Below are 14517 nucleotides of genomic sequence, written 5' to 3' on the forward strand. Positions count from 1 at the left end.
ATATTTGAGGTGAGGTCAGCCCGCCTTCGCGGTCGCGTAGGCCCAGTCGAGCCAGGGCCCGAGCGCCTCGATATCGGCGGTGTCGACCGTGGCGCCGCACCAGATGCGCAGGCCCGGCGGCGCGTCGCGATAGCCGGCGACGTCGTATGCCGCGCCTTCCTTCTCGAGCGCCGACGCCATCGCCTTGATGAACGCCTCGTCGGCGCCCTCGACGGTCAGGCAGACGCTGGTCTTCGACCGCGTCGCCGGATCGGCGGCGAGATGGCCGAGCCAGTCGCGCTCCGCCACGATCGTGTCCAAGGCCGCGGCATTAGCGTCCGACCGGCCGATCAGGCCACGGTCCCCGAGCGACTTCGCCCATTCGAGGCTGACGATGACGTCTTCGACCGCGAGCATCGACGGCGTGTTGATCGTCTCGCCCTTGAACACGCCCTCGGTCAGCTTGCCCTTGGAGACGAGGCGGAACACCTTCGGCAGCGGCCACGCCGGCGTATAGCTTTCCAGCCGCTCGACCGCGCGGGGCCCGAGGATCAGCACGCCGTGGCCGCCCTCGCCGCCCAGCACCTTCTGCCAGCTGAAGGTCGCGACGTCGATCTTGGCCCAGTCGATGTCATAGGCGAACACGCCCGAGGTGGCGTCGGCGAAGCTCAGGCCCTCGCGGTCCTTGGGGATCCAGTCGGCGTTCGGCACGCGCACGCCGCTGGTGGTGCCGTTCCAGGTGAACAGCACGTCGTTCGACCAGTCGACTGCGGCAAGGTCGGGGAGCTGGCCGTAATCGGCGCGGATGACGGTGGGATCGATTTTGAGCTGCTTGACCGCATCGGTCACCCAGCCTTCGCCGAAGCTCTCCCAGGCGAGCGTGGTGACGGGGCGGGCGCCAAGCATCGTCCACATCGCCATCTCGAACGCGCCGGTATCGGAGCCGGGGACGATGCCGATGCGATGCGTGTCGGGGAGGTTCAGCAGCTCGCGCATCAGGTCGATGGCGTACTGGAGGCGCTGCTTGCCGATCTTCGAGCGGTGCGAGCGACCGAGCGAGTCGGTGGCGAGCTGCGACGCGTTCCAGCCCGGAGGCTTGGCGCAGGGACCGGAGCTGAAAAAGGGGCGAGCCGGCTTGGTGGCAGGCTTGGTCACACCCAACGCGGGTGCGGTAGCGGTATCCGTCAATGTATCTCTCCTCACAGAGAGCACGCGCCGCGTTGGGGCGGCGTGGCCCGTCGACGGCCCTAGAGACGGTGGGTGCATCGCGCAAGCTACGATCGTCTACCGTGGGCTTGTTTGTGCCTGCGCGGTTGGCACATGGTGGTTCCATGTTCCGGTATCCGCGTCTTTTCGGTACGTTCACGTTGCTGGCCCTGCTCGCCGCCTGTGGCAGCCGCGAACGGCCTGCCCCGCCCCCGCGCGATTCGACCGCGACCGTTCCCGTCCGCCAGACCGCGCAATGCCTCGCCGATCTGCGTGGCATGAACGTCGCGTATCGCGTGCTGCCCGACAAGGATTACGGCAACGGCTGCGGACTGTCGGGCGCGGTGCAGCTGGTCGAGATCGGCGTGCCGGTCACCGGGCTCGGCGCGGTGCGCTGCGGCGAGGCGCGGGCATTTTCGGCCTGGGTGCGCAATGCGGTGGCGCCGGCGGCGTACCAGATTCTCGGCAGCGAACTGGCCAGTGTGCAGAGCATGGGCAGCTATGCCTGCCGCAACGTCGTCGGATCGGTACGCAACGCCGATCGCCGCTCGGGCCATGCCGTCGCCAATGCGGTCGACATCGGCGGCGTGACGCTGAAGGACGGACGGCGGATCGGCGTGCTGCGCGACTGGGCCTCGCCCGATCCGCAGGTCCAGCGATTCTGGACGACGATCCACGATTCGGCCTGTCGCCGCTTCGGCACGGTCCTGTCGCCGGCTTATAATGCCGCGCACCGCGATCACCTGCATCTGGAGGACGATGGCGCGCGCCTGTGCCGTTGAAGGCGCGCGGCGGCTTTAGTCCGTTGAGCGGGCGGATGCTTTGCTCTACCTCCCGCGGATGACCGATACACGCCTACCGACCCGCGTTTTCCCGAACGCCAGCCAGGATGCCGCCAGCGCCAGCCAGGCGATCTCCACCCCGCAGACCGAGGATCCCGCCTACAAGCTGGCCTTCCAGGACATGGATTTCCTGCTGCGCGAGGATCTGCGTCCCGTCCGCTTCCAGCTCGAGCTATTGAAGCCCGAATTGTTGCTCGAAGAGGCGAAGATCGCCTCGACGTTCGTCATGTACGGCTCGGCGCGTATTCCCGAGCCCGCCAAGGCGCAGGCGATGCTCGACATCGCCAGCGACGACGAGAGCCGCGCGATCGCCGAGCGGCTGGTCGCCAAGAGCCGCTATTACGACGTCGCGCGCGAGCTGGCGCAGATCGCCAGCCGCGTGCCGCGCGACCAGAACGGCATGCGCCAGTTCGTGGTGTGCTCGGGCGGCGGCCCGTCGATCATGGAGGCCGCGAATCGCGGCGCGACCGACGTCGGCGCCGAATCGATCGGCCTCAACATCGTCCTGCCGCACGAACAGGCGCCCAATCCGTACGTCACGCCCGCGCTCAGCTTCCAGTTCCACTATTTCGCATTGAGGAAGATGCACTTCCTGTTGCGCGCACGCGCGCTGGCGGCGTTCCCGGGCGGGTTCGGCACGTTCGACGAACTGTTCGAGCTGCTGACGCTGATCCAGACCGGCAAGATCAAGCCGATCCCGGTGCTGCTGTTCGGCCGGGAGTTCTGGGAGAAGGTGGTGAACTTCCAGGCGCTGGTCGACGAGGGCGTGGTGAGCCAGCGCGACCTCGGCATCTTCACCTACGTCGAAAGCGCCGAAGAGGCGTGGGACGTGGTGCGGGCGTTCTACGAGGAGCAGGCGAAGAAGGAGGGGTGAGCCGGTAGGGAGAGCGCGCTCTTCCCAAGGCACTCCGTCACCCCGGACGTGTTCCGGGGTGACGGGGTATCTGGGACGATTGTCGGAACGCTGACGAGGACGCGTCTGGCGCCCTCATGCAAAGCGCTTCACTTCCCCGCCTTGGCGCCTTCTACTGCGGCGTTGGGGTCGACCGAGGGGGCGCCCGAGGCGGGGGTGCCGGTGTTGCCGAGGTTGTTGGCGGCGTCGGTGTTGGTGACCGAGTCCTTGCCCTCGGGCGCCTTGCCGACCGCGGGCGCTGCCGCGCCGGCGGCAGGTGCGGCGGGAAGCGGCAGGTTCGAGCCCTGGCTGTTGAGATAGGCGATGACGTTGGCGCGGTCCTGCGCATTGCCGAGGCCGGCGAAGGTCATCTTGGTGCCGGGCGCGAATTTGCGCGGGGACGTCAGCCACGCGTTCATCTTGTCGAAGTCCCAGTTGCCGCCGACCCCCTTCAGCGCGTCGGAGAAGGCGAAGCCGCCCTTGCCCTGGCCGATGCCCTCACCCAGCGTGCCGTACAGATTCGGACCGATGCCGTTGGCGCCGCCCTGCGTAACGGTGTGGCAGGCGGCGCATTTCTTGAACACCTCGGCGCCCTTGGCGACATCGGCGGTCGGCAGCAACGTAGCGATCGGCACTTCGGCCGCGCCGCCGGCGGCGCCCTCCGCCTCGACGCCCTCGATCGGATAGCCCATCTTTTCCGGGCGCTCGCTGTGGAAGGCCATGCCGCCGACGATCGAGAGACCGAGCGCGAGCCCACAGGCTGCCAGCGCCCATCCGGCGATCGTGTTGGTGCGGTTGTCCATCTGCCTAACGCTGCCCCTGTCGTGTCCGGTTATCGTTCGCGTGATCTCGCGCGGCAAACCCATAGGAAACGGCGCTTGTATCCGCAAGCACGCGCTTGAAGGCATCGCGAAGGCGCTCTACGCCCCCGCGGCCATGGAAACCTATGCCGCCCCCGCCCGTCCGATCGTCGCCGCGATGACCGCCGCCGCCGCCGCCGAGCCGGGCCGCGCCGTCGCATTCCAGGGCGCGCCGGGCGCGAACAGCCATGTCGCGGTGAGTGAGGCGTTCCCCGACGGCCTGCCCCTGCCGTGCTTTTCGTTCGAGGATGCGATCGACGCGGTGCGCGACGGGCGCGCCGATTGCGCGGTGATCCCGATCGAAAATTCGCTCCATGGCCGCGTCGCCGACATCCATTTCCTGCTGCCGGAATCGGGGCTGGTCATCACCGGCGAGCATTTCCTGTCGATCCGCCACGCGCTGATGGGCACCGGCACCCGCGACGAGGTGCGCGAGGCGATGAGCCATCCGCAGGCGATCGGCCAGTGCCGCCACTGGCTGAAAGCGCATGGCATCCGTCAGGCCGCCTATCCCGACACCGCCGGCGCTGCCGCTTACGTCGCGGAACTGGGCGACCCGGCGGTCGCCGCGCTCGCCCCGCCGGGCGCGGCGGCGATCTACGGCCTCAACCTGCTGGGCGTCGACATCGCCGATGCCGACCACAATACCACGCGCTTCGTCGTACTGGCGCGCGGCGACAAGCCGGCGGTCGGCGATGGCCCGTGGATGACGACGCTGATCTTCGAGGTGAAGAACGTGCCCGCCGCGCTCTACAAGGCGATGGGCGGGTTCGCGACCAACGGCGTCAACATGACCAAGCTGGAAAGCTACCAGCGTGGCGGCCAGTTCGTCGCGACCGAATTCTTCGCCGATATCGAGGGCAAGCCCGGCGATGCCGCGGTCGACCGTGCGCTGGAGGAGCTGGGCTTCCATTCGAAATGGGTACGCGTGCTCGGCACGTATCGCCGCGCCCGCGAGCGGGGGTGAGGCAAGACCGCTCACCCTCACCCTTCCGGCGCTTCGCGCCTCCCTCCCTCTCCCGCCGGGAGAGGGAAAAGACGCCCTAGCCGCCGCGTTCGACGATGTCGTAGCGGATGCGGACCCAGGCGCCGATCTGCGGCTTGCCGTTGATCCGCGGCGGGCGGATCTTGAACTGCCACGCCGCCTCGCGCACCGCGCGCGCCAGCCCCAGGCCGGGGCGCGAATCGCCCAATTGGACGCAATCCTCGACCCGGTAGTTGGGCGCGGTGCGGCAGGCGATCTCCGCCCACGATCCCGCGGGCACGTCGCGCTGCGGCATATAGGGGGTCAGCTGCGACTGCGCCGGGCGGACGTACCATTCGGCGGCATAGAGCCGCTGGCCACCAGGGCCGACGCCCGCCGCCGCGCTGGTTTCGCCGGCGTCGCCGTCACCCTGCCCGTCCGCCGCCGCGACCTGCTGCCCGGCGCTGCCGCCCGACTTGCGCGAGGGCATCTTGCCGACGTCTGAGGCGGCGAAGTCGTTGCGGCTGAGCACGAGATAGCCGGGGAACGGCGTATCGACCGGCGGCGGCACCGAGGCATCGACCGCCGGGGCCCGCGGCGCGGCGGGGGGTTCGGGGGCGGTGCGGCGGCTCTTCTGCGCGGCGCGCGCGGGCGCCTTCGCGCTTTTGGTGGCGGTCGCATCGTTGTCGCCAACGGGCAGCATATTGACGGTGAGCGAGCGGCCCGGCTCCTTGTTGGTATCGAAGACCGGGGCCAGCGTCAGCAGCAGCCAGACGATGAGCAGGTGCGCGGCGATCGTCAGCGCCAGCGACATGGCCCGGCGACGGTCCGACGAAGGCTGATAGGACCGCATTAAGCGCTGCGCCTAGCGCGCGGCGGTCATCGCCGCAACCGCTTCGCGCGTGCCTTTCGCCCGCCACCTTTGCCGGCCAGTCCAGCGGGATGGACGCAGCGCCCGAACCGATCCGAATCGCGATCTACGACCTCGACCGGACGATCACGCGGGCGCCGACGTGGACGCCGTTCCTGCTCCATGCGGTGCTGCGACATGCGCCGTGGCGGCTGGCGCTGCTGCCGGTGGTGCTGGCGGCGGCGGGGCTGCGCGGCGTCGGCCTGATCCATCGCGACCGGTTGAAGCAGGTGATGCACCGCGCCGCGCTCGGCACGCTGACGCCGGCGCGGGCGGAGGCGCTGGCGGCGGAGTGGCTCGCGCGGTTCGGGCCGGCGCAGATCCGGCCGGCGGCGCGGGCGCAGATCGCCGCGGATCGCGCCGCGGGCTACGGAATCGTGATCGCGACCGCAGCCTATGCCTTTTACGCCGAGGGGGTCGCGCGGGAGGTGGGCGCCGATGCGCTGATCGCGACGCGCACCGCGTTGGGGGCGGACGGTGCGTTGCTGCCGCGGATCGAGGGCGGCAATTGCTATGGCCCCGCCAAGCTGGCGATGATCGAGGCGTGGCTGGCGGATCGGGGCATCGCGCGGTCGGCGGCGACGGTGCGCTTCTATTCCGATCATGTGTCGGACGTGCCGACGTTCGAATGGGCGGACGAGCCCGTGGTGGTCAGCCCGCATGCGGCGCTGGCGCGGGTCGCGGCGGCGCGGGGCTGGCGGCAGGTCGACTGGGATGCCTGACGCCGCCCCCAACCTGGACAAGTTGGACACCTTGGCGAAAACAATCGTCTTCGATCGTTTCGAATTTACACAGGTTGAAAGAGCGTTGGATCGGTCTTGCAGATAGCAGGTGCCGGGTCCGTAGGACAGCCGTGCGCTCATCCTCGTTGTTCTTCAGCGTATTACGACGATCGCGATCCTATTGTGCGTCGGCGAGGAGCGAACGGACAAGGTCGAGGTCGGCGGGTTTGTCGACATCGACCGCCGCCAGCCCATGCCGCGCCGAGACCACCGCGGCACGCACCCCCGCGACCGCGCCGAGCCGCGCCACCGCCTCGGCGAGCGTCAGCCGGCCCAGCGCGTAGCGAGCGAGCGTGGCGATCCCCAGCCGGCGGACGATCCGCCACGGTCGCTTGCGGTTCGCCTCGACCGACATCCAGAGCTCGACCGCGGCGCGCGCCTGCGGGGTGCGGCACAGGAACAGGTTGCATCCCGACCAGCCGCCATCGGCGAAGCGCAGCCAGGTGCGCCGCGTCGGCGGCGCGTCGCGCTCGACGAGGCTGCGGTGTGCGAGCAGCGCGGCGACATCGGCGTCCGCGGGCGCATCGGTCAGGAAATCGCGCACCCATTCAGGGCGGAGCAGCGCATGGTCGGCGGTGGTGACGAGCAGCGGCGCGCCCAGCGCCTGCAGGCCGTGCAGCGTGCTGAGGCTGGGGCCGCCCGCCGCGTCGAGCGGTTCGGCGCCGAGCCGCAGCGCCTCGGCACGCACCGCGGGCGCGTTGGCGGAGACGGCGATGCGATCGATCCCGGCCTCCCGCAGCGCGATAACGACGCGTTCCAGCATCGTCGCCTCGCCGAAGCGGATCAGCGCCTTGTCCGACACGCCGGCATAATCCGCGACCGGATCGGCGCCGCCGCGCGATCCGGCGAGGATCAGCGCATTCATGCGCTGCGGGCGTGCCAGACCCGCCACATCACCCCCGGCGCGGCGAGGATCGGATGGCGTTCGCGCCACGGCGTCAGCGGCAGCGCGACGCCGGTGTGGCGCTGCAGCTTCCACAGGCCGTAGCGGGCGGCGCCGTCGAAGGTGAAGGCGGCCTTCACCAGCCGCGCGCCGTTGAGCCACTTGCCCATCCGCTGCCGCTGCCACCATGCCGCGACCGTCGCGCGGGTGTCGCGTTCGTCGAGCAGCGGCGCGATCTCGCCACCGCGGCGCTGGTGGCCGATCCCCGCCCCCTGCCACGCGAGCGGCAGCAGCGCATCGAACCGTTCGGGGGCATGGGCAAGGATCTCCGCCTCGCGCCCCGGCGCCTCGACGCGCAGTTCGGCGGCATAGGTCTGGCGGAACAGCGCCAGCCAGAAATCGCGCGGCGCACCATGGCGCGGGCCGAGCACTGCGGCGAAGCGCGCGGCGGTGGCGGCGGCACAGGCGACCGCACGGACCACGCGCGCGCCGATGACCGGATCGGCGGTCCACACCAAGGCGGCGGGCTGGGCGAAGCGCGTCCACACCGTCGTGTCGATCGTCCGCCCCTCGGCGGCGCGGCAGAAGGTGTCGAGCGGCATCGTCGCGACCTTGGCACGGATCGTCCGGCGGCCGAACACGATCTCGTGAAAGCTGACGTCGGGCCATAGCGTCCGCGTCGCCAACGCCTTGATTCCGAAGCCTTTGGGGGACGGCGTCAACACGTAGAAGTCGAGCACGCCGTCGAGGTCGCCGGTGCGCAGCACCGATCCGTAGAACAGCACCGCGACGCCGCCGAGCCGGCGCGTCACCTCGCGCGCGGCGGCGGCGATCGCCGCCGCGACGGGGGTGTCGAGTTCGTCGGCGACGAACGAGAGCAGCGTCTGCGTCACGGCGCGGCGAAGGCGATCGGTTCGCCGGTGCGGATGGTCAGGTCGCCGCCGTCATAGAGTTCGCCGTCGAGGATGAAGCCTTCGTCGCATTGCAGGCGGACGCTGCGCGGGTCGGAGCGCGCGAAGCCCGCCGCGACCGCGGGGCTGCCCGCGGTGCCGGTCAGGATCGGTGCCAGCATGCGGATCAGATGGCGCGGCGGCGCGTCGACGGTCAGCAGCTTGAGCCCGGCGCGCGGGGTCCCGAAAGGCTTGAGGCCGAGCGGCATCCGCTCCAGCGTCGAGGCGAGCAGCAGGTACAGGCGGCGTTGCACCGCCGCGTCGCCCTCGGCCTGCATATGAAACGCCGTGCCGCGGCACCAGGGGTTGGCGGGGCCGGCGAACAGCGTCTGGGCGATGCTCCAGCCAAGCGACAGCGCGACCGCGATGCCGTCGAACGCGCCGGCGCGATGCGTGGTCTGCGCGAGTTCGGTGGCACGGACGAAATTGCCCATGCCGAGCAGGAAGCCGCGCGCGTCGGGGCGGTCGGCATCGCCGCGCAGCACCTCGATCGGCGCGCGGCGGACGAAGCGGCCGGCACGCGCCGCGGCGATCGCGTCGCGCACGCTCCAGTCGTCGGGGATGCCGAGGTCGAGCGCCAGCGCGTTGGTCTTGCCCGACGGGATGATCGCCATCGCCGGCAGCGTGTCGAACACGCGCCCCGCCGCGGTCAGCACGTCGCGCAGCGTGCCGTCGCCGCCGTTGACGACGAGCAGCCCGACACGGCGCGCCGCATAATCGCGCAGCGTCGCCTCCAGCGCGGCGAACGTCTCGGGCGCGTCGTAGAGGACGTCGGGCCAGTGATCGAGCCGCATGCCGTGCTTGCGGTTGCGGTGGCTGCGGCCGTTGGCGATCACGCCGGCGAGCAGCGGCGCGGCGACGCGCGCCGGCGTACGCACCCGCGGCGCGGGCAGGCCGCCGAAGCCCTGCGTCCGCCGTGCCAGCGCGGTGCCGGCCCCGGCAGGCGAAAATCGTTCAAACCGTGTGGCCAAAGCCAGCCCTTCCGTCATCAGCTCGTCATCGAACTGACATCGAAACGAAATGGACAGGATTCCGGTCCAAACCGCCGGGCACTTTTTTCGTGGGGGTCAGGCGGGCCGCACGGGCTCCCGCCGTACCAACGCATAAGTGGCGAAACCAAGCAGCCCGGCGACGACCAGCGCGTTGACCAGCACCGCGATCGATACGCCGATCACCTCGAGCAGCGGGCTGAGCCAGAAGGCGACGGCGAACAGCGCGACGATGCCGACGACGCGCGCGACGAAGGTCGCGCCGATGCGGTTGGCGGCGAGCAGCAGCGGTTCGAACCCCGCGGTGACGAGGTCGATGCACCCCGCCGCCGCCAGCCAGAGGAGGATCGAATAGGCGGGGCCGAAGTCCTTGCCGCCCATCAGCGTCAGGATCGGATGACCGAACAGGACGACGATCAGGAAGGCGAAGGCGGCGACGACGCTGGCCATCAGGAACGAACGCAGGATCATCGCGCGCACTTGCGCCAGACCGCCGGCGGCGACCGCGCGGACGATCTCCGGAAACGCCGCGCGGGCGAGCAGCTGCGACACCTTGGTCAGCGCCAGCGCCAGTTGCAGCGCGAGGCGGAAGGCGCCCGCCGACGCGGTGCCGACGGTACCGCCGACGAGCAGCAGCGGGATCTGCTTGCTCGACAGGCCGAGCGACGAACTGGCGTTGGTGGCGAGCGCGAAGCGGACGATACCGGGGTGATCGGCGACGACGTCGCGGACGCCGACACCGCGCGCGAACAGCAGGCGCAAGTCGCCGGTGCGCGCCAGCGCCGCCCAATAGGCCGCGGCGGTCAGCACCTCGGCAAGGCCCCAGGCGATCAGGAAGCCGGTGACGCTGGGCAGCAGCACCGCGGCGGTGACCGCGCCGACCAGCCGCATCACCGGCGTGACGCTGTCGGCGGCGGCGGCGATCGAGAAGCGGTCGCGCAGCCGCAGGATGCCGAGCGGGGTCGAGCGGATCGACAGCAATTGCGCGAGCGTGAAGATCATCGTCGCGCGGGTGTGCACCGAGCGCACGCCCAATGCCTCGCCCCACGTATAGATGACGACCGCGGCGAGGATCACGCCGAGGCACGCGCTGCCGAGGTCGAGCAGTCCGCAGGCGCGGAACAGCCGGGCGAGCCGCGCCTCGCCGTCGGCACCGACGTGGCCATTGGGGCCGGCGGGGCCGGCGGGGCCGGCGGGGCCGGTGCCGTAGCGCACGATGATCTGCCACGTCTGGAAGCCGACGATCGTCGCCAGCGCCTGTCCCGCGCCGGTGATGAGCGCGAAGCGGCCGAAGCCGCTGACCCCCAGCGTGCGCGTGACGATGGCCAGATAGACGAGGCTGAGCACCGCGAGCACGCCGCGACTGGCCAGCATCCAGCCGAGGTTGCGCGCGATCGCCCGCATCGGGCCGCCACCGGCGGTCGCGGTGGTCATCGCCTCACGCCAGCCAGCTGACGATCCTCTGCCCGCGTGCCTTCGCCGCTATCGCCTGTACCAGCCGGACGAGGTGGACGACGAGCGACAGCATCGTCCACCCGGCGACCGCGACGATACCCCAGTCGGGGCGGGCGATCAGCAGCCCGGCGAACAGGATCACCATATTGGGATTGCGCCGCGCGGTGACGAGGCGGAAGCGGCTGTCGAAGCGCTGCCAGACGTGGATGTGCATGCCGAACTTCGCGATGAACGCCCCCTCGATCAGCCGCTGCGCGACATAGCCGAACAGCATCGCGGCGATCACCGCGACGAACGTGTCATGGGTCAGCGGCCGGCCGTAGGCGGCGCACCCGGTCGCCCACGCCCACCACCAGAAGGGCGGATGGACCAGGTCGACGCCATGGTCCCACGCATTGCCGAGCGCCGACGAGGTGATCGTGCAGCGCGCGAGCTTTCCGTCGACGGTGTCGAGGACCATGAAGACGAGGCCGATGGCGAGGCCGCTCCAGAACCAGCCGTACCAGAAGGCGACCGTCGCGACGATGCACAGTGCCGACCCGATCCCCGTCACCTGATTGGGCGAGATTCCGGCACGCGCGCACAACCGGGTCAGCCACAGCGCCCATTCCGGCCAGAGGTATTTGGTCAGCAGGTCGGTGACGCCCTTGTACGCGCCGACATAGCTGGCGCGCTCGATCGCGGGGACGCTGGCGGGGGTCAGCCGCTCGGCGAACGGGCGTTCGCGCTTGCGCAAGCTCTCGTTGAAGATGCCCGCCTCGTCCTCCGCGGCGATGACGGTCAGGCCGGCGGGATCGAGCGGGCGATCGGCGACCATCGCCGCGGCGACGCGCTCGCGGTCCGCGGCGGCGACATGCGCGAGCACCGGCACGCCGTCGCGGGTCAGCACCGTGCCGGGTCGCGCGACCAGATGCGGCAGCCAGGCGGGATCGAAGGCGAAGGCGAGGTTGGCGAGCAGCACGTCGCCGCTGGTGTCGTCCGCCACCACCAGCTTGCGTGCCGCCGCCATCCGCCGCAGCCGCTCGGCTGCGGACATGCCCCAGAGCGGCGTCGGATTGTCGCCGACGGGAACGACCGTCGGCTGGGGCGTGGGATCGGCAACCATTCCCGTCGGATAGCGTGCGCGGCGGGGTCGGGATAGCCGTCTGGTTTGTGGCGGTTTTGATTCACGCGAAGACGCGAAGGCGCGAAGACGGTTGGTTCACGCGGAGGCGACGAGGCGCGGAGAAGAAGAAGGGGTTTGGCGCGCAGAGGCGCAGAGAGCGCAGAGGGGTCGCGCTTGGGGCTGGAGCATCGCGCATCACGTTCGGTGACGAAAGCTGCCGCTCCCCCAATCCGTCATCCCGGCGAACGCCGGGACCCAGGGAGACGCTGCGGCAACAGCGGTGCGATACGGCGGGATCAGCCCTGCCATGGGCCCCCGACGTCCGCCGGGGTGAGGCATGGGGCGGGGCTTAGCGCTCCGCAAGCGAGACAGCTTCGCGCCTTCGCGTGATTCTAATTCCTCAACACGCCGAGGATCGCCTCCGCCGCGCGCATCGGCGCCGCACCGCTGACCTCCCCGAGCGATTCGGCAGCGAAGGCGCGTTGCGCCGGTTCGAACTGCGGATGTAACGCCGGAGCCCTCTCCAGCGCCGGCAAGAGCGTGTCGAGGTCGGTCACCACCTCGCCCGCTTTCCACATGTCGTAGCTCGGATCGCCCGCCCAGGCGACGCCGCGCGGATCGAGGAAGACGCACGGGCGCGGACGCATCAGATACTCGACGACCTGGCTCGACGTATCGCCGAGGTACAGGTCCGCGGCGGCGGTGTAGCTGCCGTCGACCATCGCGAAGCTGTCGAGGTCGACATGGACGTCGCCGCGCTCCGCCAACGTCGCGGCGAAGGTGCGCAGTTCGGGCGCCTTCTCGACCAGCCGCTGGTGCGGCGCGAAGATCAGATTGTACGCCCCCGACGCGAGGATCGCGTGCACCGCCGCCTCGCCCCAATCCCACCACGACGAGCGATGTCGCTGCCAGTGCGGCGCGTAGAGCAGGACCGGGCGCGACTTGGCGAAGGCTGGCGTCGCAAAGGCGCGTTGCCGAAACCCGGCCTTGATATAGCCAGTCACCGCGATGCGGGCTGGATCGACGCCATGCGCCGCGAGCGCCGTCCGCTCGCGTTCGGCGGCGACGATGGTCAGCGCGGCGGCGCGACGGCGGCGGTCGTCGCGGTTCATCATCGATCCCGCGCCGTGGAGGATGTTCACATACTGCGCGCGCGTCGGCAGCAGCGTCGGAATCCACAGGCTGGTCTGCTCGGCGGACACCACCACCTTCGTGCCGAGCAATCGCGGCGCGAGGCGGGCAAGCAGCGGCAGCTTGGCGGGCAGCGGCGGGTTGCGCCCTGCCGGCCAGTCCTCCAGCTGCCGATAGCCGGGCGCACGGCGCAGGCGGACGTTGGCGCGCTCGCCGAGCCAGCCGCCGATCAGCGCTTCGTGCATCGAGGTCGCGACCCAGACGTCGACCGTCAGCTCCGGCGCCGCGGCGGTCAGCGCGTCGAGCACCGGGAACAGGTGCGGGATCAGCAGCGTCTCGCCAAGGAACAGGAAGGCGACGTCGCTCACCGCGCGCGGCCGGTCCAGGCGGCGATGTCGTCCGGCCGGTCGATCTCCTGCCACGCCCCCTCGCCCGCGACGATCGCGCGCACCGGCGCATAGCCGGCGAGCTCGGCGATCACCGCATGATGGAAGGCGTCGAGCCCACCCGGCCGCGCGATGACGCTCTCCAGCGCGCGCACGTAATCGTCGCCGCCGGCTGACACGATCACCCCGAGCGAACGGTGCGTCGCAACGTCGTAGGGCAGATCCTTGGCGACCGCGCAGACCTGTCCATTGGCGATCGTGACGAGCATGTCGTCGGGCTCGGGCGCGGCGAGCGGTTCGACCAGCAGCCCCGTCCCCTCGCCCGGCGCGCGCACCGCCGCGGCGAGCAGGTCGGCGGCGAACACCGTGTCGCCGTTCACCAGGCAAAACGGCGCGTCGAGCCGGTCGCGCGCCATCCACACGCTGCCGATGCTGCTCGCCACCGACCAGAAGGGGTTGAAGACGAGGCGTACGGGCAGCGGCGGACGGCTGCGCGCGAGGTGCGCACCGATCTGGCGGTAGCGATAGCCGCCGACGATCGTCGCCTCCGCCACGCCAGCGGCGTGGAGCGCGTCCAATTGATGGTCGAGGATGCTGCGCCCGCCGACCTCGACCAGGCATTTGGGGATTTCGCGGGTCAGCGGCAGCAGCCGCGAGCCGATGCCGGCGCTGAGGATCACCGCCTGCATCGGCGCGCGCGTCAACGGCGCAGGTTGGCGATGGCGAGGCCGCTGCCGAGCACCAGCGCATCCTCGACCGCGCCCGTCGCGGTCTGGCCCCAGCGCTTCATCGCGCGCAGCCGCAGCGCGAGGCCGAGGTGCGAACTGGCGATCGCGGTCGCCACCGCGACCGCCGCGGCGAGCTTGCGTTCGGGCTTGGGGGCGAGCGCGGCACCGGCGAAGGCGGCGGTCAGGCTGCGCGCGAGCAGGCCGGCGACGACGGTGCGGTTGGGCGCGGTCGGCATCTTGTCGCCCGCCATCTCAGCCGCCGCCAGCGACACCGCAGCGGCGGCCACGGCGGGGTGCGCGAGCAGCGCGCCGCCTGGCGCATCCTTGGGCAGGCGGCCGTTGACGGCGGCACCGGCGACGACCGCGAGCGGCGTCAGCCCACGCTGTCCGGCGACGAGACCGATGAGGATCGAACGGAGCATGGCGGGGTCCTGACTGGCAAAGGGGTGCGTGCA

15 protein-coding genes are annotated in these 14517 nt (G+C 70.7%); 4 read left to right on the forward strand and 11 right to left on the reverse strand.

The genetic code is table 11. The features are described from left to right. Positions 1 to 15: 15 nt before the first annotated feature. The gene (locus M9979_RS05660; RefSeq protein ID WP_254288366.1) at positions 16 to 1167 is read right to left on the reverse strand and encodes a phosphoserine transaminase; all 1152 of its coding nucleotides are present in this window, start codon (positions 1165 to 1167) and stop codon (positions 16 to 18) included. A gap of 143 nt (positions 1168 to 1310) precedes the next feature. On the opposite strand from M9979_RS05660, the gene M9979_RS05665 reads away from it, so the two are divergent. Together M9979_RS05665 and M9979_RS05670 are read left to right on the forward strand one after the other, a co-directional pair. Then, a complete protein-coding gene (locus M9979_RS05665; protein WP_254288367.1) occupies positions 1311 to 1967 on the forward strand; it encodes an extensin family protein in 657 nt (218 codons plus the stop codon). Positions 1968 to 2025: 58 nt separating this feature from the next. Continuing rightward, positions 2026 to 2901 carry an LOG family protein gene (locus M9979_RS05670; RefSeq protein WP_254288368.1) on the forward strand — a complete coding sequence of 292 codons (876 nt, stop codon included), beginning with the start codon at positions 2026 to 2028 and terminating at the stop codon, positions 2899 to 2901. Between the two features lie 128 nt (positions 2902 to 3029). Here the strand turns inward: M9979_RS05670 and M9979_RS05675 are convergent, their stop codons facing one another. Continuing rightward, complete coding sequence (locus M9979_RS05675) at positions 3030 to 3722, reverse strand: c-type cytochrome (RefSeq protein ID WP_254288369.1); 693 nt, start codon at positions 3720 to 3722, stop codon at positions 3030 to 3032. Positions 3723 to 3855: 133 nt separating this feature from the next. Between M9979_RS05675 and M9979_RS05680 the strand changes: the two genes are divergently transcribed. Further along, positions 3856 to 4746, forward strand: coding sequence for a prephenate dehydratase (locus M9979_RS05680; RefSeq protein WP_254288370.1), 891 nt, complete (start codon positions 3856 to 3858; stop codon positions 4744 to 4746). A gap of 76 nt (positions 4747 to 4822) precedes the next feature. On the opposite strand, the gene M9979_RS05685 is transcribed toward M9979_RS05680, so the two are convergent. After that, a complete protein-coding gene (locus M9979_RS05685; RefSeq protein ID WP_254288371.1) occupies positions 4823 to 5557 on the reverse strand; it encodes a hypothetical protein in 735 nt (244 codons plus the stop codon). 128 nt (positions 5558 to 5685) lie between these two features. Here M9979_RS05685 and M9979_RS05690 point away from each other — a divergent pair, with 128 nt between their 5' ends. After that, a complete protein-coding gene (locus M9979_RS05690) occupies positions 5686 to 6375 on the forward strand; it encodes an HAD-IB family hydrolase (protein WP_254288372.1) in 690 nt (229 codons plus the stop codon). A 178-nt stretch (positions 6376 to 6553) separates the two neighbouring features. Here the strand turns inward: M9979_RS05690 and M9979_RS05695 are convergent, their stop codons facing one another. From M9979_RS05695 to M9979_RS05730, 8 genes are all read right to left on the reverse strand, one after another. Continuing rightward, complete coding sequence (locus M9979_RS05695; RefSeq protein ID WP_254288373.1) at positions 6554 to 7300, reverse strand: nucleotidyltransferase family protein; 747 nt, start codon at positions 7298 to 7300, stop codon at positions 6554 to 6556. Further along, positions 7297 to 8211: a hypothetical protein gene (locus M9979_RS05700; RefSeq protein ID WP_254288374.1), complete on the reverse strand. Its 915-nt coding sequence runs from the start codon at positions 8209 to 8211 to the stop codon at positions 7297 to 7299. Before M9979_RS05700 ends, M9979_RS05695 begins: the two co-directional genes overlap by 4 nt. Next, complete coding sequence (locus M9979_RS05705; protein WP_254288375.1) at positions 8208 to 9239, reverse strand: diacylglycerol/lipid kinase family protein; 1032 nt, start codon at positions 9237 to 9239, stop codon at positions 8208 to 8210. The genes M9979_RS05700 and M9979_RS05705 overlap by 4 nt, the downstream gene beginning before the upstream one ends. A gap of 96 nt (positions 9240 to 9335) precedes the next feature. Continuing rightward, entirely contained in the window at positions 9336 to 10691 is a 1356-nt protein-coding gene (locus M9979_RS05710; protein ID WP_254288376.1) for a lipopolysaccharide biosynthesis protein, read from the reverse strand. A gap of 4 nt (positions 10692 to 10695) precedes the next feature. After that, positions 10696 to 11817 (reverse strand): CDP-alcohol phosphatidyltransferase family protein, encoded by a 1122-nt coding sequence (locus tag M9979_RS05715; RefSeq protein ID WP_254288377.1) that lies wholly within the window; start codon positions 11815 to 11817, stop codon positions 10696 to 10698. Positions 11818 to 12209: 392 nt separating this feature from the next. After that, positions 12210 to 13316 (reverse strand): hypothetical protein, encoded by a 1107-nt coding sequence (locus M9979_RS05720; protein ID WP_254288378.1) that lies wholly within the window; start codon positions 13314 to 13316, stop codon positions 12210 to 12212. Then, positions 13313 to 14038 carry a phosphocholine cytidylyltransferase family protein gene (locus M9979_RS05725; protein ID WP_254288379.1) on the reverse strand — a complete coding sequence of 242 codons (726 nt, stop codon included), beginning with the start codon at positions 14036 to 14038 and terminating at the stop codon, positions 13313 to 13315. The genes M9979_RS05720 and M9979_RS05725 overlap by 4 nt, the downstream gene beginning before the upstream one ends. Further along, positions 14035 to 14484, reverse strand: coding sequence for a DUF4126 domain-containing protein (locus tag M9979_RS05730; RefSeq protein ID WP_254288380.1), 450 nt, complete (start codon positions 14482 to 14484; stop codon positions 14035 to 14037). The genes M9979_RS05725 and M9979_RS05730 overlap by 4 nt, the downstream gene beginning before the upstream one ends. Positions 14485 to 14517 lie beyond the last annotated feature (33 nt).

The sequence above is a fragment of the Sphingomonas liriopis genome (assembly GCF_024211255.1).
Classification (GTDB): Bacteria; Pseudomonadota; Alphaproteobacteria; order Sphingomonadales; family Sphingomonadaceae; genus Sphingomonas; species Sphingomonas liriopis.